The sequence below is a fragment of the Rhizobium sp. PAMB 3182 genome, assembly GCF_052908355.1.
In genome coordinates, this window is sequence record NZ_CM128607.1 from 2,512,663 (window position 1) to 2,531,764 (window position 19,102).

The 19,102-nt window shown below is 60.3% G+C and carries 25 protein-coding genes; 16 read left to right on the forward strand and 9 right to left on the reverse strand.

Annotation, left to right across the window (positions count from 1 at the left end; translation table 11 throughout):
• Nucleotides 1-129 precede the first annotated feature (129 nt).
• Entirely contained in the window at nucleotides 130-1,296 is a 1,167-nt protein-coding gene (gene nagA / locus ACU5AZ_RS12210; protein ID WP_446822635.1) for an N-acetylglucosamine-6-phosphate deacetylase, read from the forward strand.
• Between the two features lie 18 nt (nucleotides 1,297-1,314).
• Here nagA and ACU5AZ_RS12215 read toward each other — a convergent pair whose 3' ends face one another.
• The 4 genes from ACU5AZ_RS12215 to ACU5AZ_RS12230 form a co-directional block, all read right to left on the reverse strand.
• Nucleotides 1,315-2,430, reverse strand: a complete 1,116-nt coding sequence (locus ACU5AZ_RS12215; RefSeq protein ID WP_446822636.1) for an anhydro-N-acetylmuramic acid kinase — start codon at nucleotides 2,428-2,430, stop codon at nucleotides 1,315-1,317.
• Nucleotides 2,431-2,505: 75 nt separating this feature from the next.
• Nucleotides 2,506-2,943, reverse strand: coding sequence for a response regulator (locus ACU5AZ_RS12220; protein WP_446822637.1), 438 nt, complete (start codon nucleotides 2,941-2,943; stop codon nucleotides 2,506-2,508).
• A 2-nt stretch (nucleotides 2,944-2,945) separates the two neighbouring features.
• On the reverse strand, nucleotides 2,946-4,430 hold the full coding sequence (locus ACU5AZ_RS12225; RefSeq protein WP_446822638.1) for a sensor histidine kinase: 1,485 nt from the start codon (nucleotides 4,428-4,430) through the stop codon (nucleotides 2,946-2,948).
• Nucleotides 4,431-4,619: 189 nt separating this feature from the next.
• Entirely contained in the window at nucleotides 4,620-4,817 is a 198-nt protein-coding gene (locus ACU5AZ_RS12230) for a CsbD family protein (RefSeq protein WP_446822639.1), read from the reverse strand.
• A gap of 199 nt (nucleotides 4,818-5,016) precedes the next feature.
• On the opposite strand from ACU5AZ_RS12230, the gene ACU5AZ_RS12235 reads away from it, so the two are divergent.
• From ACU5AZ_RS12235 to ACU5AZ_RS12250, 4 genes are all read left to right on the forward strand, one after another.
• On the forward strand, nucleotides 5,017-5,352 hold the full coding sequence (locus ACU5AZ_RS12235; RefSeq protein WP_446822640.1) for a DUF883 family protein: 336 nt from the start codon (nucleotides 5,017-5,019) through the stop codon (nucleotides 5,350-5,352).
• A gap of 4 nt (nucleotides 5,353-5,356) precedes the next feature.
• Nucleotides 5,357-5,800: a hypothetical protein gene (locus ACU5AZ_RS12240; protein ID WP_446822641.1), complete on the forward strand. Its 444-nt coding sequence runs from the start codon at nucleotides 5,357-5,359 to the stop codon at nucleotides 5,798-5,800.
• 76 nt (nucleotides 5,801-5,876) lie between these two features.
• Complete coding sequence (locus ACU5AZ_RS12245; protein ID WP_446822642.1) at nucleotides 5,877-6,389, forward strand: Dps family protein; 513 nt, start codon at nucleotides 5,877-5,879, stop codon at nucleotides 6,387-6,389.
• A gap of 89 nt (nucleotides 6,390-6,478) precedes the next feature.
• Nucleotides 6,479-6,727: a hypothetical protein gene (locus ACU5AZ_RS12250; RefSeq protein ID WP_446822643.1), complete on the forward strand. Its 249-nt coding sequence runs from the start codon at nucleotides 6,479-6,481 to the stop codon at nucleotides 6,725-6,727.
• A gap of 9 nt (nucleotides 6,728-6,736) precedes the next feature.
• Here the strand turns inward: ACU5AZ_RS12250 and ACU5AZ_RS12255 are convergent, their stop codons facing one another.
• Entirely contained in the window at nucleotides 6,737-6,934 is a 198-nt protein-coding gene (locus ACU5AZ_RS12255) for a NepR family anti-sigma factor (RefSeq protein ID WP_446822644.1), read from the reverse strand.
• A 170-nt stretch (nucleotides 6,935-7,104) separates the two neighbouring features.
• Here ACU5AZ_RS12255 and ACU5AZ_RS12260 point away from each other — a divergent pair, with 170 nt between their 5' ends.
• From ACU5AZ_RS12260 to ACU5AZ_RS12290, 7 genes are all read left to right on the forward strand, one after another.
• The gene (locus ACU5AZ_RS12260; protein ID WP_446822645.1) at nucleotides 7,105-7,899 is read left to right on the forward strand and encodes a response regulator; all 795 of its coding nucleotides are present in this window, start codon (nucleotides 7,105-7,107) and stop codon (nucleotides 7,897-7,899) included.
• A 129-nt stretch (nucleotides 7,900-8,028) separates the two neighbouring features.
• On the forward strand, nucleotides 8,029-8,979 hold the full coding sequence (locus ACU5AZ_RS12265) for a sensor histidine kinase (protein ID WP_446822646.1): 951 nt from the start codon (nucleotides 8,029-8,031) through the stop codon (nucleotides 8,977-8,979).
• A 77-nt stretch (nucleotides 8,980-9,056) separates the two neighbouring features.
• Nucleotides 9,057-10,157: an AI-2E family transporter gene (locus tag ACU5AZ_RS12270; protein ID WP_446822647.1), complete on the forward strand. Its 1,101-nt coding sequence runs from the start codon at nucleotides 9,057-9,059 to the stop codon at nucleotides 10,155-10,157.
• Nucleotides 10,154-11,161, forward strand: a complete 1,008-nt coding sequence (locus ACU5AZ_RS12275) for a zinc-binding metallopeptidase family protein (RefSeq protein WP_446822648.1) — start codon at nucleotides 10,154-10,156, stop codon at nucleotides 11,159-11,161. The genes ACU5AZ_RS12270 and ACU5AZ_RS12275 overlap by 4 nt, the downstream gene beginning before the upstream one ends.
• A 56-nt stretch (nucleotides 11,162-11,217) precedes the next feature.
• Nucleotides 11,218-11,556 (forward strand): hypothetical protein, encoded by a 339-nt coding sequence (locus tag ACU5AZ_RS12280; RefSeq protein ID WP_446822649.1) that lies wholly within the window; start codon nucleotides 11,218-11,220, stop codon nucleotides 11,554-11,556.
• Between the two features lie 20 nt (nucleotides 11,557-11,576).
• Nucleotides 11,577-11,759, forward strand: a complete 183-nt coding sequence (locus tag ACU5AZ_RS12285; RefSeq protein ID WP_446822650.1) for a hypothetical protein — start codon at nucleotides 11,577-11,579, stop codon at nucleotides 11,757-11,759.
• Between the two features lie 73 nt (nucleotides 11,760-11,832).
• Nucleotides 11,833-13,611 carry an SLC13 family permease gene (locus ACU5AZ_RS12290; protein WP_446822651.1) on the forward strand — a complete coding sequence of 593 codons (1,779 nt, stop codon included), beginning with the start codon at nucleotides 11,833-11,835 and terminating at the stop codon, nucleotides 13,609-13,611.
• 107 nt (nucleotides 13,612-13,718) lie between these two features.
• On the opposite strand, the gene ACU5AZ_RS12295 is transcribed toward ACU5AZ_RS12290, so the two are convergent.
• Nucleotides 13,719-13,886 carry a DUF1328 domain-containing protein gene (locus tag ACU5AZ_RS12295; protein ID WP_261928619.1) on the reverse strand — a complete coding sequence of 56 codons (168 nt, stop codon included), beginning with the start codon at nucleotides 13,884-13,886 and terminating at the stop codon, nucleotides 13,719-13,721.
• 186 nt (nucleotides 13,887-14,072) lie between these two features.
• Here ACU5AZ_RS12295 and ACU5AZ_RS12300 point away from each other — a divergent pair, with 186 nt between their 5' ends.
• Both ACU5AZ_RS12300 and ACU5AZ_RS12305 read left to right on the forward strand, forming a co-directional pair.
• Nucleotides 14,073-14,294 (forward strand): NepR family anti-sigma factor, encoded by a 222-nt coding sequence (locus ACU5AZ_RS12300; protein ID WP_446822652.1) that lies wholly within the window; start codon nucleotides 14,073-14,075, stop codon nucleotides 14,292-14,294.
• Entirely contained in the window at nucleotides 14,287-14,850 is a 564-nt protein-coding gene (locus tag ACU5AZ_RS12305) for a sigma-70 family RNA polymerase sigma factor (RefSeq protein ID WP_446822653.1), read from the forward strand. The genes ACU5AZ_RS12300 and ACU5AZ_RS12305 overlap by 8 nt, the downstream gene beginning before the upstream one ends.
• Nucleotides 14,851-14,866: 16 nt before the next feature.
• Here the strand turns inward: ACU5AZ_RS12305 and ACU5AZ_RS12310 are convergent, their stop codons facing one another.
• Nucleotides 14,867-15,226, reverse strand: a complete 360-nt coding sequence (locus ACU5AZ_RS12310) for a hypothetical protein (protein WP_446822654.1) — start codon at nucleotides 15,224-15,226, stop codon at nucleotides 14,867-14,869.
• A 267-nt stretch (nucleotides 15,227-15,493) separates the two neighbouring features.
• Between ACU5AZ_RS12310 and ACU5AZ_RS12315 the strand changes: the two genes are divergently transcribed.
• Both ACU5AZ_RS12315 and ACU5AZ_RS12320 read left to right on the forward strand, forming a co-directional pair.
• Entirely contained in the window at nucleotides 15,494-16,195 is a 702-nt protein-coding gene (locus tag ACU5AZ_RS12315; RefSeq protein WP_446826001.1) for a Crp/Fnr family transcriptional regulator, read from the forward strand.
• Between the two features lie 171 nt (nucleotides 16,196-16,366).
• The gene (locus ACU5AZ_RS12320) at nucleotides 16,367-16,903 is read left to right on the forward strand and encodes a PRC-barrel domain-containing protein (RefSeq protein WP_446822655.1); all 537 of its coding nucleotides are present in this window, start codon (nucleotides 16,367-16,369) and stop codon (nucleotides 16,901-16,903) included.
• Nucleotides 16,904-16,951: 48 nt separating this feature from the next.
• On the opposite strand, the gene ACU5AZ_RS12325 is transcribed toward ACU5AZ_RS12320, so the two are convergent.
• Nucleotides 16,952-17,992: a sensor histidine kinase gene (locus tag ACU5AZ_RS12325; protein WP_446822656.1), complete on the reverse strand. Its 1,041-nt coding sequence runs from the start codon at nucleotides 17,990-17,992 to the stop codon at nucleotides 16,952-16,954.
• Between the two features lie 101 nt (nucleotides 17,993-18,093).
• Complete coding sequence (locus ACU5AZ_RS12330) at nucleotides 18,094-19,050, reverse strand: diacylglycerol/lipid kinase family protein (protein ID WP_446822657.1); 957 nt, start codon at nucleotides 19,048-19,050, stop codon at nucleotides 18,094-18,096.
• Between the last annotated feature and the right edge of the window lie 52 nt (nucleotides 19,051-19,102).

A 19,102-nucleotide genomic window follows, 5' to 3' on the forward strand; every position in this document is an offset into this window, starting at 1 on the left:
CTCAGTCAACCATTGTTCGGTACCCGGACAAATTCGGTTTGACTTCGAAGCTCTGTTCCTGTGTGTTTGACGAGACGTCCGGCCGTCAGGTCGGGCGAGTCCTTTTCATCAGTCACAGACGAATGCCTCATGACCCAGACCGTTGCCTATCAAGCCGCCAGGATCTTCGACGGAGAGCAGTTCCATGAGGATTGCGCTTTGCTCGTGCGTGACGGTCGCGTGGCGGGCATCGTGCCGCGGTCCAAGATTCCGGCCGATTGCCGGATCGTTCCGGCCGGGGGATTGATCGTGCCCGGCTTCGTTGACCTGCAGGTCAATGGCGGCGGCGGCGTGCTCTTCAACAACGATCCGTCGGTCGACGGCATCAGGACGATCTGCTCGGCCCATGCGAAGTACGGGACGACGGCGCTGATGGTGACGCTGATCACCGACACGCCGTCCGTGCGAGACCGGGCGCTTGCGGCTGGCCGATCAGCGGTTGGGGCCACTGTGCCGGGCTATCTCGGGCTGCATCTGGAAGGGCCGCATCTGTCGGTGGCACGCAAAGGCACGCACGATCCGAGCCTGATCCGGGACATGACGGCGGACGATCTTGCGGCGCTGACATCGGCTGCCGGCACCTTCGGCGTCGCCAAAACCACGATCGCGCCGGAAAATGTCTCGGCCGACCAGGTGCGGGCGCTCGTTGCTGCCGGCTATCATGTCAGTCTCGGTCACACCGATTGCAATGCCGCGACCGCCTTTGCCTATGTGGAGGCGGGCGCGACGCTCGTCACGCACATCTTCAATGCAATGAGCCAGCTACAGAACCGCGAGCCGGGTCTCGTCGGCGCGGCACTTTCCGCGCCCGAACTCCATTGCGGCCTGATTGCCGATGGCCATCACGTGAACTGGACGACGACGGCTGTTGCCATGCGGGCAAAGGTCGGCCCCGGGCGCATCTTCGTCGTGACCGACGCCATGTCCTGCATCGGCACCGAGGAGGAGACCTTCACCCTGAATGGCCGGACGATCTACCGGCGCGACGGACGATTGACGCTGGCCGACGGAACGCTTGCGGGCGCGGATATCGACATGCTGCAATGCCTGCGTCTCGTCCATGACAGGTTGGGGCTCTCGCTCGAAGAGGCGCTGCGCATGGTGGCGCTCTATCCCGCCCGGGCCATTGGCGCTGACAGGAAAGGACACCTGTCGGAAGGCTCCGACGCGGATTTCGTGGTCCTCACAGCGGATCTCGACTTGTGCTCGACCTGGATCGGCGGCGCCTGCGTGCATTCGGCCACGAAGGCTGACTGACGCTGTTCACCAATGTTCTCAGCCCGCGAGGCGGCCGCCTGTCAGTGGTTTCGGGACGCCGGTCGTCGTCGGAAAACTGATCGGCAGTCCGCGCAGCACGCGGACGGCGAGGAAGGCGAAGCACTCGGCTTCCACCGCGTCGCCTCGCCAGCCGAGCACCTCGGCGGGATGGACCTCGACGCGGGCCCGCTCAGCGAGCATCCTCATCAGTGTGGGATTGTGCCGGCCGCCGCCGCTGACATAGATCGATGCCGGCCGTTGCGGCAGCAGGTCGAGCGCCTTGCCGACGGCACTGGCGGTAAAGGCTGTCAGCGTCGCGGCCCCGTTTTCCAGTTCCAGCCCGTCCGCCATGTCTGCCGTAAAGGAGAAGCGGTCCAGAGATTTTGGGTAAGGGGCGGTCAGATAGGGATGTTCGAGAAGCCGTGCGAGACGGTCCTCGTCGACCTTGCCGGCGCCTGCGAACGCCCCGTCGACATCCATCTCGCCCTTGCCGTGGCGCTTGACGAAATCATTGATCGGCGCGTTGGCGGGCCCTGTGTCGAAGGCGACGAGCTGGCCGGCACCATCGGTCCAGGTGACGTTGCCGACACCGCCGAGGTTGAGGATGGCGGCGCGGCCATGGCTTTCGGCGGTCTTCAGCAGGGCCGCATGATAGGCGGCGGCAAGCGGAGCCCCCTGTCCGCCCGTTCTGACGTCGATGCTGCGGAAATCATAGGCGACCTTGACGCCGAGCAGCTCGCTCATCAGCGCGCCGTCGCCGAGCTGGCGGGTCGCGCCGATGCGGCCGGGTTGCGGCGCGCGGTGGAGAACGGTCTGGCCATGGAAGCCGACGATGCCGATCTCGCTCATCGACAGACCGGCGTCCTCGACCAGGGCAGCAACGGCGGCCGATTGCGCACGGGTGAGGGTCTCCTCGGCTTCTGCGAATATCTCGGGTTCAGGTCCGTCGAAATTCCACTGCCGGGCCTGCTTCAGGGTTTCCTCAAGCAGGTCGCGCGTGTCCTTGGGATAGGGAGCGAGCGTGTAAGCGCCGAAGGCTTCGATGCGCTCGCCGTCGGTCTTCAACAGAGCGACGTCGATATTTCCGTCGAGCACCGTGCCCGTCATCAGTCCCACAGCCCAGATAGGGTCCACGCTTCAATCCTCCGGAACGAAAACGGCCGCCCGGTTCCGCGCGGCCTTCAATCGGGAATGCGCCGGCGGGCGCGCTCAGGGGAGCTGCATCACGGAGAAGAACAGGCCCAGCTGCCGGATGGCATTCGCAAAGCTCTCATATTCGACCGGCTTGGTGATGTAGACATTGGCGCCCAGATCGTAGCAGCGCTGGATTTCCATCTCGTCGTCCGTGGTCGTCAGGATGACGATCGGCAGGCGCTTGGTGTACTGGTTGCTCTTGACCTGCTCGAGGATTTCCGTGCCGGACATGTCCGGCAGGTTGAGATCGAGCAGGATCAGCAGGTAGCGGTCCGCCGACACTTCGCCGCTGCGGTCTTCGCCCAGAATGAAGTCGAGCGCCGAGGTGCCGTCGGTGAACGGCATGATCTGGTTGCTGACGCCGGCCCGGCGGATGTTCTTCTCGATCAGTTTCGCATGGCCTTCGTCATCCTCGACCATGACGATGGTCACTTCCTTGCCGCTTGCCTTCATACTCAAACACTCCTCAGGACCTGCGTGAGGTCCGCAGGTATTCTCAACGTGAACGTCGATCCGACGCCTGGCTCGGACCGGACAGAAATATCGCCGCCAAGGTTTCTGGCCAGGGACCGGACATGCGCAAGGCCGATGCCTTCACCTGTCTGATCCTGCGGACCCGCCCGGCGGAAAAGCTCGAAGACCCGTTCCATGTCGTCGGCGCTGATGCCGCGACCATTGTCGATCACTTCGGCTTCGAGCATCTTCCCCTTCAGGCTTGCCTTGACGACAACCTGCGGCGGACGATTCTTGTTCCGGTACTTCAGAGCATTATCGATGAGGTTGGTAAATATCTGCTCAAGAGAAAGCCGGTCGCTGACGATAAACATTGGTTGCGACTGGACCTCAATCGAGCCATCGGCGGAGTCGGCGATGTGGAACAGGCTTGCCGCGCTGTTGTCGAGGATTTCCTTGAGATTGAAGCGTTCCGGCTTCAACTGGCGGCGGCCGTCGCGGGAGATTTTCAGGATGGCGCTGATCAGCCCGTCCATCTTGGCCGTCGAGGATCGGATGAAGGACAGCGCTTCCGGCACGTCCTCCCTCGCGGCGTTCCGCGCGTCGACAATTTCCCGTTCGCTGAGCGGTTCTCCGTCTGCCAGCACATAGGCCTGCAACTGCTTCAGGGACATCTCCAGTTCGCTGGTGAAGCCCATGATGTTGACCAGCGGCGCGCGCAGGTCGTGGGTGACGATGTAGGCGTAACGCTGGATTTCCTGGTTTGCCTTGACCAGGTCGTCCGTCCGCTCGACCACGCGCTGTTCGAGGTCCTCGTTCAGCCGCAGAACTTCTCGGCGGGTGGCGTTGATCGACTGGATATGGCGCATGATGACGAAGATGGCGCCGCCAAGCACGATGACGATTGCGACGCCGGCGCCTAGCACGATCCACTTCAGCGTGACCGAGCTGCGAAGCTGCTCGGCGATGTTGGCCTGGATATGGGTATCGGAAATGTCGATGATGTTCTGCATCCGGTTGCGAATGCCATCCATGACCTTCTGGCCGAAGCCCTGCTGGACGACCCGGATGGCCTCCTGCGTGTCTCCGGACTTCGCCAGCCTGACGGTGCTGGCCATTTCCTGCAGCTTGGCATCGATCAGCTCATAGAGCGGCTGCATGTCGGCCTGATAGGAACTGTCCCCGCCGATCAGCCCTGACATCTTCGCCTCGGCGGTGCGGATTTCGCCGACCGCTTCGTTGTACGGGGTCAGGAAATCCTCGTTGAGTGTCAGAAGGTATCCGCGCTGGCCGGTCTCGGCGTCCTGCAGCAGGCTGAACAGGTCGGCAGCGGAACTGCGGATGGCGCGCTCGTCTATGAGCGTCTGGAAGGAATCATGCGTCCGTTGAACGAGAAGAAGCGCGGAACCGATGATCGCAAGCAACATCGCCAGACCGAATATGATCATCAGCAGCGAGGTACGCACGAAGCTCTTACTGAACGTCATCGAATTCCTTTCCTGTGTCGCCAAGCCCCGGGGTTGTCCGGAAGAGCGATGCCGCTCGTCGTCGTTTCCGTCGGTGCGGGCACCACATTATCCATCCGCCTTCCAGTTGCCACCCCCTCCAGCAACAAAACCGCGCCCCCTTTTTAGGAGGGCGCGGCCATGCTTGGGAGGATGGTTAGCCGATCAGGCTTAGTGGCGGCCGAGCCAGGTGTCGATTTCCTTCTCGGCTTCTTCCTGGGTCTTGCCGTAGGCTTCCTGGATGCGACCAGCGAGCTGCTTGCGATTGCCGGCGACGACGTCGAGATCGTCGTTCGTCAGCTTGCCCCACTGGGTCTGGACCTTGCCTTTGAATTGTTCCCAGTTTCCTTCGATCTGATTCCAGTTCATGGGTGTCTCCTTTGTTTGTTGGCTGAATTTTATTCGCCCTGATCAACGTTGCCGGCTGTCTTTCGTTCCCGGCAAGCGCTTTTTTTTGGTTCTGGTTTTTGGTTCTGGAGATTCCGCGGACGGTGGAAGGAACAAAAGCGCGAGGGTCGACGTTGTCCTGTCAGTTATCAATGCAATCCAACAACGACAGGAGACGCACATGGCTACTGCCACTGTTCTGAAGAATAATGCGAAGACCGATTACGCCAGCGCTGCCGATATCGAAGAGCAGCTGCAGAAGTTGAGCGCAGACGTCGCGGCCCTGACCAAGACGATGGCCGATTTCGGCAACGGCAAGATGGATGAAGCCGTCAAGCAGGCTCGCAGCCTCAAGGATGACATGGTGGAAAAGTCCGCCGTCGTCGCGGCCGACACGAAGAAGCGGCTTGTCAGCGCCGAAAGCGATTTCGAAGACCAGGTTCGCGCTCATCCGCTGGCCGCTATCGGCATCGCAGCCGGTGTCGGCTTTCTTGCGGCGCTCATGTCCAAAAGGTGAGTTCGTGACTTCAATCGCGGGACTGATCACCCGGACCCTCGTCGGCAGTTTTTTGCCGACGACGGAGAAGGTTCAGCGTAACGCGCTCGGCGGCGCCATCATCGCGGTTCTGGTCATGACGGCCTATATCGCGGCGATGTTTGCTGCCTGGTTCGCGCTGTTGCCGCTCTACGGGCCTGCTATCAGCTGTGCCCTCATCGCGGCGGCGACGCTCGTTCTCGCGCTGATCGTCTGGGGTGTCACCGCCGAACTCAACAGGCGTGCGCGTCACCGGCTGCAGCTGGAGCGTCAGGCTCGGGCCGCGTCGATCGACAGCCAGCTCGTTCAGGGCGCGATGTCGACGTTGCCGGCAATGGTTCGGGAAAGCCCGATCGCCACGCTCGTCTTTGTATCCGGCCTTGCCTACGCGCTGATGAAATCCCAGCGAGCCGATCCGAAATCGGATTGAGCCTCGGCTTTCATCGGGCTGGCGGGCTGGCAGAGGAAACACCCACACTTCCATTATGGAAGGAAAGGATAAGAAAATGGCTACCACCGCAAAGGTCCTTCAGGCTCATTCTCACGCGGAAGACATCGACATCGGTTTGCCGAAGGCCTACCGCAAGGAAATGGCCGGTCATCTGACGGAGATCCTGAACGGCACCTACAAGCTGACGATCAAGAGCCACATCTATCACTGGAACGTGGTCGGCCCCCTGTTTAAGCCGCTGCACGAACTGACGGAAGCGCATTACGAAGCGCTGTTCGCCGCGGCGGACGTGATCGCCGAGCGCATTCGTGCGATCGGCCATCTGGCGCCGGTCGACATGGGCGCCACCGCCAACTTCACGCCGAAGACCGGCGATACGGCGCATGACACCGCCAAGGGCATGGTCGCAGATCTGATCGCCGACCATGAAGACGCCGTGAAGAAGATGCGCAAGGCGGGCGAGAAGGCTGGCGACGCCGGCGACCTCGTCACCGAAGACATGCTGACCCAGCATCTCACCTTCCACGAAAAGGCGCTGTGGATGCTGCGCGCCATCATTTCCGATTGATGGACTGCGCGTTTCGCGATTGACCGACGGCGGCTCATCCGCCGCCGGTCCGCGAATTTGAAATACGAGACATGAAGAGGAGGCTGACGATGGAACATGATCTGTTGCGCCAGGCCAAGTCTGTCAGGGACGACGCGTCGCTGAACGACCAGGAAAAGATCAAGAAGCTGCGCGAGCTTTATGAATATGCCCGCGGAGAACAGCGTGCCGCGAGCGAGAGCTCGATGGTCGATGACGACGGCCTGAACGATGCGTTCCGCACGATCGAGATGGCGCTTGCCGATCTTGGCGACGACATGCAGAGCGATGCGGACGAGAAAGGCGCGGCGACCCTCTAGGAGCTGCGCCTACTTCTTTTTCTCGGCAGCCGCCTTTTCCGCGGCGTCGAGTTTTTCAAGCAGATCGATAAGTCGTTCAGGGGTTCCCTGCTCCATGATGCCGTCGTAGAAGGTGCGCAGGCTCCCCTCGATCAATTTGGTCGCCTGATCCTTTCTGCCTTTTCCGATTGGGTTGCCGTTCTCATTTTCGGTTTTCTCAGACGCCATTATGCCCCGTCCATCTGGTGTGCTTGCATGGCGTTTCATCTCCCGGGATGCTGTCGGCCATACCTGATAATCGACAACTTGAAAAAAAGTTCCGCGGAAGGGAACTTTTTTCTGGACCAGACGTTTTCTTCCGGATTGAGTCTTGGTTTCCTAATCTGGAGATATTTCATATGTCGTTGACCGCACGCGTCGCTACCCACCTTCCGTACCTCCGACGCTTTGCCCGGGCCGTCACCGGTTCTCAGACTTCAGGCGACGCCTATGTCGCCGCCATGCTTGAGGCCTTGATCGAGGATCTCTCGCTTTTCTCGGACACCGGCAATGACCGTGTCAGCCTCTACAAGCTGTTCGTCCAGATCTTCGAGCGGCTGGATGTCGACGTCACTCCGCTGGAATCACCCTTCGCCTGGGAGAAGCGGGCCGCCGCGAACCTTGCCAACCTGCCGAAGACGGAGCGCATCGCGTTCCTGCTCATTTCGGTCGAAGGTTTCTCCTCCTCCGATGCAGCCAAGATTCTCGACGTCGACGAAGCCCAGTTCTCGCGGCTGATAGAGGAAGCCGCCCGCCAGATTTCGCAGCAGGTCGCCACCGACATCATGATCATCGAGGACGAACCGCTCATTGCGCTCGACATCGAGCAGATGGTCGAGGACCTCGGCCATCGGGTGACCGGCGTGGCGCGCACGCACACGGAAGCCGTGGCACTTTTCAAGAAGACCTCCCCGAAGATGATCCTCGCCGACATCCAGCTTGCCGATGGCAGCTCCGGCATCGACGCGGTCAACGACATCCTCAAGGAGGACATGATGCCCGTGATCTTCATCACGGCGTTCCCGGAGCGGCTGCTGACGGGTGAACGCCCCGAGCCGGCGTTCCTTGTGACAAAGCCGTTCAACCCGGACATGGTGAAGGCTTTGATCAGCCAGGCTCTGTTCTTCAATGAGAAGGTGAAGGAACAGGCGTAACAGATCGGCTGCGCAAACCGGTTTCGAAGGTTCATTTGCGGCACCGTCGGCGATGGTCGACGGGCGCCCCACCGAGGGTTTTGACTGGTGCATAGATTGTCGTGGGTTGAGTCGGGGGAAATTGACGCGTTGTCGCGCGATTTCTTTATCCATGCTCTTCTCGATATGGGCGCCTGTTATCTGCTCTATGACGAGAGTGACAAGTGTATCTGCATAACCCGTCTGCCGGAGCCCTGGTCGCGTACGATTGAGGAGACACCCACCGATCTGCGCCTTTTCGGTCCGGAGATCGCTGATCGGCTGAGCGCCCTGAAGAAGGGGTTGACGGATCCCGGCATGCAAGACCGCATCGATGTCAGTCCCGACGAGGAGACCGTTTTCGAATTCCGCTGCCGAAAGGTCGATATTCCCGAACGCGGCCGCTATTTCATCACGTCGATCACCGACAAGTCCGAGGAGCGGCAGCGGGAAAAGCTGTTGCGCACCCTGCTTCTGGAAGTCAGTCACCGCTCGAAGAACCTTCTTGCCGTGGTCCAGGGCATCGCGTCGCAGACGGCACGGTTTTCCGGGTCGCTCGATTCCTTCCTGCAGAAGTTCAGGGGCAGGCTCTATGCCCTGTCCCAGTCTCAGGACCTGGTGACCGAATCGAGTTGGCAGGGGGCGACCTTCCTCGATCTTTTGCGCGGGCAGCTCTCCCGCTATGTGGCGGACACCTCGACCGCCATCGAGGTCTCGGCCGAGAATATCCTTCTGTCGCCGAATGCCGCCATGCATGTGGGCCTCGCGCTGCATGAGCTGATCATCAATGCCATCAGCCATGGTGACATCCTGAAGGGAACCGGAACGGTTCGCGTCAGCTGCCACCGCATCCAGACAGCTGCCGGGTTGGAGATCAGGATCGTCTGGACGGAGCAGCCCTCGTCGGGCACCTTCGAGGAGGCGAAGTCGATCGAGGGGCAGTTCGGCAGCACCGTGCTGCAGAAGGTCGTGCCGGCTTCGGTCAACGGCCGTGCGATCCACCGCGTCGACGAGAGCGGCATCCACTACGAATTGACGTTCCCGGCAGACGTCCGCGACTGATTTCGAACCGCGACACACTCAAGTAAAGGAACAAACACGGCCTGCAATCGTTGTCCGTGGCCTTGGGGACAAAGCCTATGACAGCCATGAGACGGCCGAGTTACAGCCATAAGAGAATCAATCTGGACGGTCTTCTCAACCTTCTTGCGAGACTGTCCCTGATCGTGCTTGCCTTTTTCGCATGCATTGCGGCGATGGATTACGCGCAGGTCATCATCGCGCCGGTCGTACTGGCGGTCGTCATCGGGCTCATGCTCGCGCCGCTGGCCTTGCGGCTGGAGCGGATCGGCTTCTCGCCCTGGCTGTCTTCCGGCGTGGTGGTTCTGGCGCTTCTCATTCTCATCATGGGCACCATTATCGCATTTGCAGTGCCAATCTCCGCATGGGTGGATAAGGCACCGGAGATATGGCAGTCGCTGCAATTGCGCATTTCCGACTGGCGATCGACGATTTCCTCGCTCAACGCATTCTGGGAACGGCTGGGTCAGGTCGCAGGCGATGCGAGCAAGATGAAGGTCGCCGTCGACGGCAACAGTGGCGTCGAAACGGTGATCACACTGGCGCCCGGTTACGTCGCGGAGCTCATCCTCTTCCTGCTCAGCCTCTATTTCTTCCTGGCCACTCGCGACAACTTCCGCTTTCTCGTCCTGTCGCTGTGCATAACCCGGCCGCTACGCTGGCGGGCGGCGCGGATATTCCGCGATACCGAATACCTGATGTCGCGCTATCTCCTGTCGATCTCGATCGTCAATGTCGCGCTTGGCATCGTCGTCGGCCTGGCGCTCTGGCTGATCGGTGTGCCGTCGCCCTTCCTGTGGGGCATGCTGGCGACGGTTCTCAACTACGTCGTCTATGTGGGCCCGGCGGTGATGACGGTGATCCTTCTGGCGGTCAGCCTGGCAACGAACGACACGACGGGCGCCACCCTGTTGCCGCCGGCGGTCTACCTTTCCCTGAACTTCATCGAATCCCAGTTCGTCACGCCGCGCGTGCTCGGCTCATCGGTGACGATCAATCCCTTCCTGATTTTTCTGGCTCTGACATTCTGGCTCTGGCTCTGGGGGCCGATCGGTGGCTTCATCGCCGTTCCGTCATTGTTGATCTGCTCGGCGATCCTGACCAACATCATCCCGACGCTAGCCATCGGAGAGCCGATACCTCCTAGGAGAAACGCGTGAAAATTTTCAAATGCAGCAATTGTGACAATGAAGTTCATTTCGACAATCATGTCTGCGTCAATTGCGGCGCATCTCTCGGTTACAGTCCCGAGACGTTCGAGATGCTGTCCTTCACCGAGCAACTGCCAAGCGGACGCATAAGATGCGCCAACGCCGACAGCGCCAATTGCAACTGGCTCGTCGATGGGAACGAGGGGCATGCCTTCTGTGTTGCCTGTCGGCTGAACCTGATGGTGCCGGACCTGTCCAATCCGGAGCATGCCGAGCGCTGGCGCCGGCTCGAGAGCGCCAAGCGCCAGTTCATATACGGGCTGATGCGGCTCGGCCTGCCGATCGTGTCGCGCGAGGAGGATCCCGAGGAAGGGCTGGCCTTCGAGCTCCTGGCCGATCAGCCTGGCGGCGACAGTGGCTCGGTGCTGACCGGGCACGACAATGGTCTGATCACGATCAACATTGCCGAGGGAAGTGATCCGGAGCGCGAGGCGCGCCGCGAGGCGCTCGGTGAGCCGTTCCGCACCATGATCGGGCATTTTCGTCACGAGTCCGGCCATTATTACTGGAACCGTCTGGTGCGCGACCAGGGCAGGATTCCCGAGGCCCGGCCGATTTTCGGGGACGAGAGCGAGAACTACGCCGACGCGCTGCAGCGCTACTACGCGAATGGTCCGGCTGCCGCATGGCAGGAGCACTTCATCAGCGCCTATGCGTCGAGCCATCCCTGGGAGGACTTTGCCGAGAGCTGGGCGCATTACCTCCATATCGTCGACGGGCTGGAGACGGCGCAGTCATACGGTCTGAAGTCCACGACCGCGGCGATGCCTTACGATCCCTACGATTCCGCCCAGCCGGTCGAACAACTGGTCAAGGCCTGGGTTTCGCTCTCGATTGCCGTCAATGCCGTCAACCGGAGCATCGGTCAGCCTGATCTCTATCCCTTCGTCTTTTCCGACGACGTGATCGGAAAGCTGCGCTTCATCCACCGTCTGGTGCACGGAGAAGTCTAAAAAGGAACAAAACTTCGCCATGGCCGTTTCTTCTTCGTGAAAGAACGGAGGCGGCTATGAGCGGCTTTGCAGCAATTCTGGTTTTGGTGGCTTGCCCGGTGGGCTATGGCGAATGCGTGCGTGAACCTGTGCGTGTTGTGTCCTACGAAAACGTCGCGGACTGCAATCGGAACCTGCCCGTTGAAACCAAGCGGGCCGAAAAATACGGTATGAAGATCTATGGCACGTGCAACATCGTCGACGCTAATCTGGTCACGGCCCGTACGCCGATCAATTTCACCGCCGGCGCAAGTGCCTACAAGACTGCCCGCGTCACTGCCGCGCCGACAGGCCAGGCTATGAGCTTCTCCACGTCCGAGTTTGAAAGGACCCTGGCCCAGCGCGCTTCCAACTAGACGCCGAACAGGAGACGACCATGACAAATTCCAGTGAGAAAGACTTCGAAATCCGCAAGATGGCGCAGGATGCGCAGCTCGACGAGGACCTTGAATCGATGGTTCCGCCGACCTGGAGGCGTTCCACGTCCTTCTTCATGGCTGTTCTGTTCTGCCTGATCGCGCTTGCGCTGATCGCAATTCTCTACATTTCTATCGGCTGACGATTCCCGCAGAATACATATTCGCATAAGCTGGCAATCCGTCCGCCCCTTCCGGTTTGGAGTTCGAGAACGCATGGATCTGGCTGGCTTCGTCCAGGCGCATGGCGCCGTTATTTGCCTTGTCATTCTTGCAGCACTGTTTGCCGCGTTCGTATCCGAACGCATGCCGGCGTCGGCGGTCGCCACAATCGGTGCAAGCCTCATCGTCGCGCTGGGGCTGGTGACGACGGACGAGGCGCTCGCGGTCTTCTCTAACAGCGCGGTCATCACGATCTGCGGCATGCTCATCCTGTCGGCAAGCCTGGTGCGTACCGGCGTGCTGGAGGCACTGGCCGGATATGTGGTGGCGGCTGCCTCCAGCCGGCCCCGCAGCGCCCTGGCGATGATGCTTGGCGGATCCGTTCTGTTTTCCTCGCTCGTCAACAGTACGCCGGTCGTCATCGTCCTCATTCCGCTGATGAAGAACCTTGCTTCGGCGCTCGGCACCAATTCCAAACGCCTTTTGATCCCCCTGTCCTATGCGGCCATTCTCGGCGGCACATGCACGCTGATCGGTACGTCCACCAACCTTCTGGTCGACAGCGTAGGCAGACAGGCAGGCCTTCCGCCATTCGGAATTTTCGACATTACCCCGGTCGGGCTGGTCACGGCCGCGGCCGGACTGGCCTTCATGCTGCTTTTCGGCGCACGACTTCTGCCGGCCGACAGCGAAAGCGACGACGATACGGTCGTGCGGCCCGACATCATAACCGAGTTGCGCCTGCGCGACACGTTCGCTTCGCTCGGCAAGCGCTACGGCGACATTTCGGAACTGAAGCCGCGCGGGGTGAAGATCGTCGCGATCTACCGGAACCGGGTGAAGCTCGACCAGGAGGACAAGGCGACGGTCGCGGAGGCGGGTGACCGTCTCGTGCTGCGAACAACTGCGGAGGAACTGGCGACGCTGCGCACCGTAGAGGGCGTGCGTATGGGGCTCAGCGTGCGTGGCCGGTTCAATCCTGAAGACGAAATCCTGCGTGTGAGCATTGCGCCGCAAAGCCCGGCCATCGGTTCCACGCTGCCGAATGCGACCTTCTTTTCCCGGTCCGCCGTCACCGTCGTCGGCGCCAGTCGGTTCCGCAATCTCGCCGGGCCGGACCTCGCCGGCCTGACCCTGAAGCCAGGGGACCGGTTGTGGGTCAGCGGTCCGAAGGAAGAGCTTGCGACACTTTCGCGCGACCGGTCGCTGATTGCCTCCGAAAGCGGACTGGCACCGCCTTTCCGCCGCAACAAGGCAATCCTTGCCATCCTTGCCCTGGTCTTCGTCGTCGTGCTTGCCGCGCTCAATGTCATGCCGATCGTCGGCCTGGTCATCATCGCGGTGGGCTTTCTGCTTCTCATTCGCGGCCTTGATGCAAAGGACGCATGGCCGGCCGTCAACGGCGAGGTGGTCATGCTGATCTTCGGCATGCTGGTGGTGGGGACAGCCATGGAAAAGTCCGGCGCGGCACAGCTGATCGTCGACATCCTGCTGCCGTATCTCAAGGGGCTTTCGCCCTTCATGGTGCTGATCGCCTTCTATGTCCTGATTTCATTCCTGACCGAGATCATCTCGAATGCCGCGGTTGCCATCCTGATGGGGCCGATTGCTGTGTCGGCGGCCGAAGGACTGGACCTGCCGCCGGTCGCGCTGCTGGTGGTGGTCATGTTTGCCGCGAGCGCCAGCTTCGCCACGCCCATCGGCTATCAGACGAACACGCTCGTCTACGGTGCGGCCGACTACCGCTTCGTCGATTTCCTCAAGATAGGTGTACCGATGAACATAGTCTGCGGACTGGCGTCCTGCACGGCGATCTACTTCTTCTTCGTCTGAGGAGACAGTGCGGCCCGCCTGCAGGTGTTGGTCGGCGCTCCGAACTGCGCATAAAAAAATGCCCGGCGTCATGCCGGGCATTTTTGGTCCGTCCGTTGACGGGGCGGTTATACGCCCCGGCGGAACCCACCGAAGATCAGCGAGAGGACGAAGAGGATGATGAAGACGAAGAACAGGATCTTCGCGATGCCGACCGAGGCGCCGGCGATGCCACCGAAACCGAGGGCTGCTGCGACAAGGGCGATAACCAGAAATACCAGGGCGTAGTAAAGCATGTCACTTCTCCTTTGACAGATGCTTGCTAAACGCGTTGGACGCAAAGTCGTTCCCATGGACATGTGAAGGATTTCGTTCATTGTATGAAATTCGCCGGAGGCTGACGAAATTGCAATTTCTGCGGGGAACTTTAACCCGGTGGGCGCCGTTAAGGTGAAAACAGAAACAAATATAAGTGGTTCGAAATGCGTAAGATAGAATCCAGACAAGTTGGCGGGGCGGCTGGCGGGGCCGACGCGTCCGCAGATTTCGCCCATGACGGCATAGCGTCCAAGCTGAAGGAGTTTTACGGGGTCCTCGAAGACGAGGGCATTCCGGACAACCTCGTCCAGCTCCTGGAAAAGCTCGACGCCGCCGAGAAGGCCGAGGCAAAGGTTCAGAGTTCGAAGGGTACAGTCGATGGGTGACAAGACCAAAGCCGGATTTGACTTCAAGAGCCAGCTGCTGACCACCATACCCAGCTTGCGGGCTTTTGCCGTGTCGCTGAGCGGCCATCACGATCGGGCCGACGACCTTGTCCAGGAAACCGTTGTGAAGGCTTGGTCCAAGCAGGAATCGTTCGAGCCGGGTACCAATCTGAAGGCCTGGCTGTTCACCATCCTGCGCAACGAGTTCTATTCCCAGATGCGCAAGAAGGGTCGGGAAGTGTCCGATCCGGACGATTATTACACCTCGCAGATGTCCGTACACCCGAACCAGTACGGATCAGTGGACATGAAGGATTTCCTGCATGCGCTGAAGCAGATCAGCGAAGATCAGCGCGAAGCAATCGTCCTCGTCTGCGCATCCGGCTTTTCCTACGAAGAGGCGGCCGATATCTGCGGCTGCGCGGTCGGCACCATCAAGAGCCGTATCAATCGCGCCAGAAGCCGTCTGCAGGAACTGCTCGGCGTGAGCGGTGAAGCGGATTACGGTCCGGACGCACACAGCGCCGCCGTCATCAAGCAGACGCTGACAGCCTGACGAAGGAGCGGGGCCGTCAGGCCCCGTACAACCCTTCCAGAAATGCCCGAATGGCATCGTCGGTAAAGGGGATGTCGATCACGGGATAACTGGTTTCCGCCCGCAATTTTTCCCGGATGTTGGAATTGGCCGTGAGGAATGCGACCTGCGAGCCGGCCCTGATGATCCGCTCGGCCTGTTCGCAGCATTCCTCGAAAGTTGCGCCCGCCTCGACCAGCACGAGATCGCGTGGCGTCTGCGCCAGCATATCATCCAGGTGGTCGCGCCGGCAGAGGCTGATCTCGCAGTCGAGCAGTTCGCGGACCGCCCGTTCGGCATCCATGGCAATGAAGAACTGGTTCTCTGCAATCAGTATCTGGCGGCGGCGGTTGGTCATTTATTCCTGCAAATCATTACCGTCCGAAACGGTCAAAATCGGTGTAACGGGCAAATCGTCGCTGTCTTCGGGGGCGGGGGCCAGTGAGGACTTGCGATTGGAAACACGAAAGACCCGAGTTTCCTCCCAAGTCATTTAAAAATGACATGTGAAACCGCTTTTGCGGAACAAACCCGCACTATCGACGTTCATGGCAGTTGAACAGGAGAGCCCATCGTGGACACAAAGGTTGAATCCAGGCCCTCGCAGGATTGCAAGAATTGTAGTCTGCGCAAACTTTCCGGGCTCCGTCCCTTGTCGGTTACAGAATTGAAATTCGTTCAGGACTTCAAGTCGGGCGAACTTGCGTGCGATGCGGGCATGACCCTGATCGCCGAAAGTGCCTACAGCCCGCATCTCTACACCGTGCTCGACGGATGGGGCTTCCGCTACAAGACGCTTGAGGATGGCCGCCGGCAGATCCTCAATTTCGTCGTGCCTGGAGACATGGTCGGGCTGCAGGGCGCCGTTCTCAAATACATGGACCACAGTGTCGAGGCTTTGACGCCGATGCGTCTGTGCGTGTTCGAGCGGGAGCGCTTCTTCTCGCTGTTTGAGAAGCATGCCGATCTGGCCTTCGACGTGACCTGGATTGCCTCGCGGGAGGAAACCATTCTTGATGAGCATCTTCTGAGCGTCGGTCGTCGTTCGGCACTCGAGCGGTCTGCCTATCTGCTTGCCTTTCTCTACTACAGGGGCCTCAACGCGGGTCTGATTTCCAAGGGCAGGGCGCACCTTCCGGTTACGCAGGCGCTGATTGCCGATACCCTCGGTCTTTCGATTGTGCACACCAACAAGACCCTGAAGAAGCTTGCTGCCCGCAAGCTTGTGACCTGGAAGGAAAAGGGCTGCGAAATCCTAGATGCCGACGGCCTGTCGGCGGTCGCCCAGTGGGAGCCGCGGTCGGAAGCCGAGCGCCCGTTCATCTGAGATTATTCATTATCTTTTTGATTTTAAAAAGAAATATCAAAAAATAAATTTCCGCCCGCAATCTGCGGAACCTTTCAAGAGGTCATCACGTTTATCCCCTGTATCCGGTCGGAAAGACAACAAGACTCCCAAGCCTGGCCGGAAAGAGAGAGAAACCAAAGGAGACACCTCATGTTTCGTGCACTTATTGCTTCGACCTTTCTGACCGCCGCCGTTGCGTTCCCGGTTATGGCGCAGAGCACCAACACCGATGCCGGCGCAAGTGGTGCCGCCACGATGGATTCCGGTGCTGATACCGGCACCATGGACACCAAGCCCGCCGTTCCGGGCGTAGGCACTACCGGCACTGCCGATGTCACGGCTGACGCCCAGGCCAAGCCGATGATGAACCTCGACGGCAAGGAATTTGCCGCCAATCAGCTGATCGGCACCTCGATCACCGACGGCAATGAAGACAGCATCGGTGAGATCGGCGACATCATCCTCTCCACCGAGGGTGGCGTGCAGTCGTACATCGTCAATGTCGGTGGCTTCCTGGGTATCGGCGACAAGCCGGTTGCCATCTCCCCCGACCAGCTGACGATCATGGCTGATGCTGACGGCAACTTCTCCGTCAAGACGGCCATGACCAAGGAACAGCTGGAATCGGCACCGCAGTTTGATGCGACCAAGTATCCGATGGATGCTGCCGCTCCGGCTACCAAATAACGATAACGGAATTTGAAAACTCGCCGGCGTCGCAAGACGCCGGCTTTTTTATTCCGGCTTGCCGAGCGTGACGATCACTTCGGCAACCGTGCCGCGCTCGGTTTCCGGATAGCGGATGCCGCTGCCGATGGTGTCGGCCATCGTCTTGACGATCTTGCGTCCAAGTCCGGTCGATCCGGCGCTCGGCTGGGCCGCATTGACCCCGACACCGTCATCTTCCACCGCCAGACGGGCCGACGTTTCATCGATCTTGTTGAAGAGAACGCGGATTTCTCCCTGCTGGCTGTCCGAATAGGCGTATTTCAACGCATTGGTCACTAGCTCGGTGACGATCATGCCGGCGGAGACGGCCCTGTCGGCGGGCAGCAGGATACGTTCGACGTCGATGGAGATCGAGGTGGAGGAGCCCTTGGCCGCAGTCGCGGTGATGTCCTTGACCAGAGCATTCAGGTACGGCTGCATCTCGACGGTGCGCACGTCGTCCGTCGTGTACAGGCTGCGGTGCATGCCGGCGATGGCGGAGATACGTCCCTGGGTTTCCTCGAGCGCTTCCTTGACCTCGGGATTGGCGGAGTTGTTGGCCTGCAGGCGCAGAAGGCCCGCGACCAGCGCCAGACTGTTGGCGACGCGATGGTTCATTTCCGCCAGCAGGGCTTCGGCTCTTTCCTTGGCGAGCCGCGTCTCCTCGTCGGCACGGGCCTTCGCCTCACGCAGCCGCGCATTGCTGACCGTCTGGTTGATGGCATCCACCAGGAGCGGGAAGAAGTCCTCGCTGACGCTCTTCAATACGTAGTCGGATGCACCTGACTTCATCGCATCAATGGCGATGCGCGCCTCATGCGAGCCGGTGATGTAGACCACAGGAATGCCGATGCCGAGCTCCTGGAAGCGCTTCAGCATGTCGTGGCCCGTCATGTTGCTGAGATAGTGATCGAGCACGATCACGTCGAAGGATTGCTCCCGCAGGTAGCTGATGGCAATTTCCGGATCATGGGTATGCGTGACATCGTGACTTGCCCGGCCAAGATTTCTCTTGACCAAACTCGCGAGGGCAAGGTCATCGTCGATGTAGAGTATGCGTGTTTCCATATAAGCCGCTAGCGTCCTTCCGGCAGAAGGGATAACCCTGTCCAGTCTCCTCGAAGGCCGCACGTTAGCGCGCCGCGGATTGAATTCCTAGTTGCATGTGATCAACGGTCGGACAAAATTTCCCCGAAAACCGATGAATTTTCAGAGGTGTCCTGCTTCGGGACGAGTACACGCAACGCCTTCGGGTGCAGCCGTATGACGACCTCGCCTTCAAATAGCACGATCTCGCCATCCATCACCACATGGGTCTTCCGACGGTTGTCGAGAAGCTTGAGGCTGACTTCGCGCGCCGAAGAAATATCTATGTCGGGATCGTCGAGCCAGTGGCCTCTGATCAGGCCGAAAGAGAGCTTGATCAGCGTGCCGAAGGAGGCGGGCGGCAGCGTGTAGAGGCCGAGAATGCCCTCGTCGAGCCTGTCGGAATAAGGCAGATGACCGGCGCCATACATGTTGTTTGACACTGCGACCAGGCTGAAGCGACCGCTCTTCTTCGGCGCGCCGTCGCACAGGATCTCCATCTTGATGCGCGGCGGGCGCCGGAAGACCGTGATGCCGGCGCGCATGCTGGCGAAAATCTTGCCGATCCGCGACCGGAACGGCAGGGATTCGCGCAGGCGAACCATCTTGGGGTGAATGCCGGCGGCAAACTGGTGGATGAACGGCTTGTCGTTTGCGGTGGCAATGTCGACGTGCCTTTCCTCCCCGGTAGCAAGCGCCTCGACCGCGGCGAAGATATCGGTGGGAAGCTCCAGCGACTTGGCGAAGAAATTCATGGTGCCGGCGGGGACGACGGCCAGGAGCTTCTGATGCTTCCATGCCGTTGCGGCGCCAAGCGACAGGGTGCCGTCGCCGCCGGCAACGATGATGCCGCCCAGATCAGGGTCGGTCGTAACCCGCTCCATGGCTTCCACCACGTCCTTGCCGGAGGCCATGACGATCTTCACCTCATGGCCGGCCTGGCTGAACGCGGTTTCGATGTGCTGGGTAAACTGCTGGACGTCGATCGTCCGCAACGTGCCGCCTGCGGCGTTGACAATGGCGGCGAAGCGCATGGTCATATCCCCTTATCCCATGTGATCGCCGAACGCATGGTGCGGCGCGAGCCGTACC

Excerpts from the sequence above, each read along its gene's own strand:
- ACU5AZ_RS12280 (WP_446822649.1), top strand. The coding sequence starts at position 11,218 with ATGAGCGGCTTTGCAGCAATTCTGGTTTTGGTGGCTTGCCCGGTGGGC.
- ACU5AZ_RS12295 (WP_261928619.1), bottom strand. The coding sequence starts at position 13,886 with ATGCTTTACTACGCCCTGGTATTTCTGGTTATCGCCCTTGTCGCAGCA.
- ACU5AZ_RS12250 (WP_446822643.1), top strand. The coding sequence starts at position 6,479 with ATGGAACATGATCTGTTGCGCCAGGCCAAGTCTGTCAGGGACGACGCG.
- ACU5AZ_RS12260 (WP_446822645.1), top strand. The coding sequence starts at position 7,105 with ATGTCGTTGACCGCACGCGTCGCTACCCACCTTCCGTACCTCCGACGC.
- ACU5AZ_RS12220 (WP_446822637.1), bottom strand. The coding sequence starts at position 2,943 with ATGAAGGCAAGCGGCAAGGAAGTGACCATCGTCATGGTCGAGGATGAC.
- ACU5AZ_RS12285 (WP_446822650.1), top strand. The coding sequence starts at position 11,577 with ATGACAAATTCCAGTGAGAAAGACTTCGAAATCCGCAAGATGGCGCAG.
- ACU5AZ_RS12300 (WP_446822652.1), top strand. The coding sequence starts at position 14,073 with ATGCGTAAGATAGAATCCAGACAAGTTGGCGGGGCGGCTGGCGGGGCC.
- ACU5AZ_RS12330 (WP_446822657.1), bottom strand. The coding sequence starts at position 19,050 with ATGACCATGCGCTTCGCCGCCATTGTCAACGCCGCAGGCGGCACGTTG.
- ACU5AZ_RS12255 (WP_446822644.1), bottom strand. The coding sequence starts at position 6,934 with ATGGCGTCTGAGAAAACCGAAAATGAGAACGGCAACCCAATCGGAAAA.
- ACU5AZ_RS12270 (WP_446822647.1), top strand. The coding sequence starts at position 9,057 with ATGACAGCCATGAGACGGCCGAGTTACAGCCATAAGAGAATCAATCTG.
- ACU5AZ_RS12320 (WP_446822655.1), top strand. The coding sequence starts at position 16,367 with ATGTTTCGTGCACTTATTGCTTCGACCTTTCTGACCGCCGCCGTTGCG.
- ACU5AZ_RS12305 (WP_446822653.1), top strand. The coding sequence starts at position 14,287 with ATGGGTGACAAGACCAAAGCCGGATTTGACTTCAAGAGCCAGCTGCTG.
- ACU5AZ_RS12230 (WP_446822639.1), bottom strand. The coding sequence starts at position 4,817 with ATGAACTGGAATCAGATCGAAGGAAACTGGGAACAATTCAAAGGCAAG.
- ACU5AZ_RS12290 (WP_446822651.1), top strand. The coding sequence starts at position 11,833 with ATGGATCTGGCTGGCTTCGTCCAGGCGCATGGCGCCGTTATTTGCCTT.
- ACU5AZ_RS12325 (WP_446822656.1), bottom strand. The coding sequence starts at position 17,992 with ATGGAAACACGCATACTCTACATCGACGATGACCTTGCCCTCGCGAGT.
- ACU5AZ_RS12245 (WP_446822642.1), top strand. The coding sequence starts at position 5,877 with ATGGCTACCACCGCAAAGGTCCTTCAGGCTCATTCTCACGCGGAAGAC.
- ACU5AZ_RS12225 (WP_446822638.1), bottom strand. The coding sequence starts at position 4,430 with ATGACGTTCAGTAAGAGCTTCGTGCGTACCTCGCTGCTGATGATCATA.
- ACU5AZ_RS12310 (WP_446822654.1), bottom strand. The coding sequence starts at position 15,226 with ATGACCAACCGCCGCCGCCAGATACTGATTGCAGAGAACCAGTTCTTC.
- nagA (WP_446822635.1), top strand. The coding sequence starts at position 130 with ATGACCCAGACCGTTGCCTATCAAGCCGCCAGGATCTTCGACGGAGAG.
- ACU5AZ_RS12235 (WP_446822640.1), top strand. The coding sequence starts at position 5,017 with ATGGCTACTGCCACTGTTCTGAAGAATAATGCGAAGACCGATTACGCC.